General features: G+C 41.8%; 2 pseudogenes. One reads left to right on the top strand and one right to left on the bottom strand.

Going from position 1 to position 879, the window contains the following annotated elements:
- Positions 1-113: 113 nt before the first annotated feature.
- Positions 114-743, bottom strand: a pseudogene (locus GEI7105_RS39885) (DUF3137 domain-containing protein).
- Between GEI7105_RS39885 and GEI7105_RS37185 the strand changes: the two are divergent.
- Positions 742-879, top strand: a pseudogene (locus GEI7105_RS37185) (IS701 family transposase); the annotation flags it as partial. The pseudogenes GEI7105_RS39885 and GEI7105_RS37185 overlap by 2 nt on opposite strands.

The following is an 879-nucleotide window of genomic DNA, read 5'->3' as shown; positions in this document are numbered from 1 at the left end:
AGGGGGGGGGTTGGGGGGATGGTTGGGGGGATAGAGAGGGGGTGTAGGGTTTGGAAAAACCGCTGTTTGAGATTCGGATTCCGTATAAGTTAGCCTTCTTGAAAAGGTATAGGCTAGACGCGATCGTAGTCGGTTTGCCAAATTTGACGATTTAAACGTAAATCTTCTACAACAGCGATCGCCATTTGGAAAGTTTCAAAATATTCTAAAATAGGCTGAAAGCTCACCATACTAGAAAAGAGTTTAGGCTCAAACAAATCTTCTTCATAGCCGATAGCAAGATACATCGTATTAGATACAAACGAAAAAGAAATATCTCGATTTGTTTTTTGTCTGAATTTTACAATTCGCTGCATGGCTCTTCGGAGTTTAGGGTGACAGAAAAACTAACTTCACGAGATTTCAAGGGTTTTGGCTCTCGAATCTTCAATTTTTTGTATCATGCTATACATTTATAACCACAAACTCCGAAGACCCCGCTGCATTAGATTGGTGGAGAGAATATAGCGCGATTCGACCTGGTCTTGTCCGTAGACCATAAAATATTTATTAAACTGTGGATCTTCCAGTTTAATTCGTACTAAACTCTCTTTAGCTCCATTTTTTCCAATTTTACCCGAGAGTTTTTTCGACAAAACGAGCGTTCGAGTTTTAAACGTCTTAGCGGGACTTAAACGGTAAAAAAGGTAAAATAAAAGCAAAACCCTTGACTGACAAGGATTTAAGGTGGAGAGTGTCCCCATGAGAGAGACCACCCCAGCCGCTATGCCACCCTGCTTTGAGAAGTGGTGCAAGCGTTTCGACCCCGACTTCAAAAACCCAAGCACAAAAAAAAGGGGTTTAGACACTATTTGGGAGGATTACTCGGGGAAAGCCAGC

It is taken from the genome of Baaleninema simplex PCC 7105 (genome assembly GCF_000332355.1).
In the GTDB taxonomy this organism is placed as follows: domain Bacteria; phylum Cyanobacteriota; class Cyanobacteriia; order Cyanobacteriales; family Geitlerinemataceae; genus Baaleninema; species Baaleninema simplex.
This window is presented reverse-complemented; position numbering and strand designations above follow the sequence as displayed.